General features: G+C 54.4%; 1 protein-coding gene. It reads left to right on the top strand.

What is annotated here, in order from left to right; all coding sequences use genetic code 11:
* Positions 1–102: 102 nt before the first annotated feature.
* Positions 103–1,308, top strand: coding sequence for an ISL3 family transposase (locus HNR03_RS31690; RefSeq protein WP_259158406.1), 1,206 nt, complete (start codon positions 103–105; stop codon positions 1,306–1,308).
* Positions 1,309–1,315: the final 7 nt, after the last annotated feature.

Below are 1,315 nucleotides of genomic sequence, written 5' to 3'. Positions count from 1 at the left end.
AAAAAAGGTTCTTCACGAAATCCCGGGAAACACAGAAACAAGAACGCCGATTTGATTGATGATGTTCGTGCGAGCAAACACATCTAAAAAACCGGCGTTCTTATGCACGATATTAATACGTTCCTTCCCTTTTGGGAGGGCTTTTCTATTGTCACGATCAAACCTGATGGTGATGCGCTTCAAATTACGCTCACCCCCCATCCCAACCAATGGCCCGCTTGCGGGGCTTGCCTCCAGCCGTGCACAACCATCCACGAGTACTGCGAGAGATCGATTCGTGACTTGCCGATCCTGGGGCACAGCGTCCAGCTAAAGGTGCTATTGCGCAGAGTGAACTGCCGAAGCTGCGGCAAGAAAATGGAAGCAGTCAGTTGGTTGGATCGATATGCCCGCCTGACTCAGCGGCTAGCCCAGGCCGTGACAAAAAATTGCGAGCGGCTCCCTACTTTGCATGTCGCCCAGATGTTTGGTTTGCACTGGGATACCATCCGCCAACTTGAAAGACGGGCCTTGCAGACGGTCTTGCTGGCACTCCCCAAGGCAACTCCAACACGTCTGATCATGGATGAATTCGCCCTCTACAAGGGGCATCGTTACGCCAGTGTGGTTCTGGATGCCGACACCCGCCGGGTCCTTTGGATCGGCGAAGGCCGCAGCCGTGTGGCCGTCAGGCCGTTCTTTGAAGAGCTCGGCTCAGAGGGATGCGCGCAAATCGAAGCGGTGGCGATGGACATGAACACAGCGTTTGACCTGGAGGTTCGTCAGCATTGCCCCAAGGCGCGAGTGGTTTACGATCTTTTCCACGTGGTGGCCAAATTTGGGCGAGAAGTGATCGATCGAGTTCGAGTCGATGAGGCCAACCGGTTACGTCATGACAAACCTGCCCGCAAAGTCATCAAGCAATCGCGCTGGCTACTGCTGCGCAACCCCGAAAACCTGAAGACGCCTGAACAGCAAGTGCGCTTGCAGGATCTGCTGGCCGCCAACCAAACGCTGATGACGGTCTATCTGATGAAGGCTGAACTCAAAACACTTTGGACGGCGGCAACGGCTTGGGGCTGGAGAGCGGCTTGGAAACAATGGCTGCGCCACGCCCATGAAAGCGAAATACCCGCCCTGATTCAGTTCGCCAAGCGGCTAAAGCGTTACTGGCGCGGGATCGTAAGCCGAGTTCGTTGGCCGATGCACACGGGTCAATTAGAAGGGATAAACAATCGAATAAAGGTCATCAAGCGGATGGCTTACGGTTACCGGGACAGCGAGTTCTTTTTCATGAAGATCAAGAGCGTCTTTCCCGGTAATCCGTGAAGAACCA

This window comes from Pseudomonas sp. JAI111 (assembly GCF_024809425.1).
Classification (GTDB): domain Bacteria; phylum Pseudomonadota; class Gammaproteobacteria; order Pseudomonadales; family Pseudomonadaceae; genus Aquipseudomonas.
The sequence above is the reverse complement of the archived record's forward strand: the minus strand, read 5'-3'. Positions and strand labels throughout refer to the sequence as shown.

What these genes read in the sequence shown, in the direction of transcription:
- HNR03_RS31690 (WP_259158406.1), top strand. Translation starts at nt 103, where the DNA reads ATGCACGATATTAATACGTTCCTTCCCTTTTGGGAGGGCTTTTCTATT.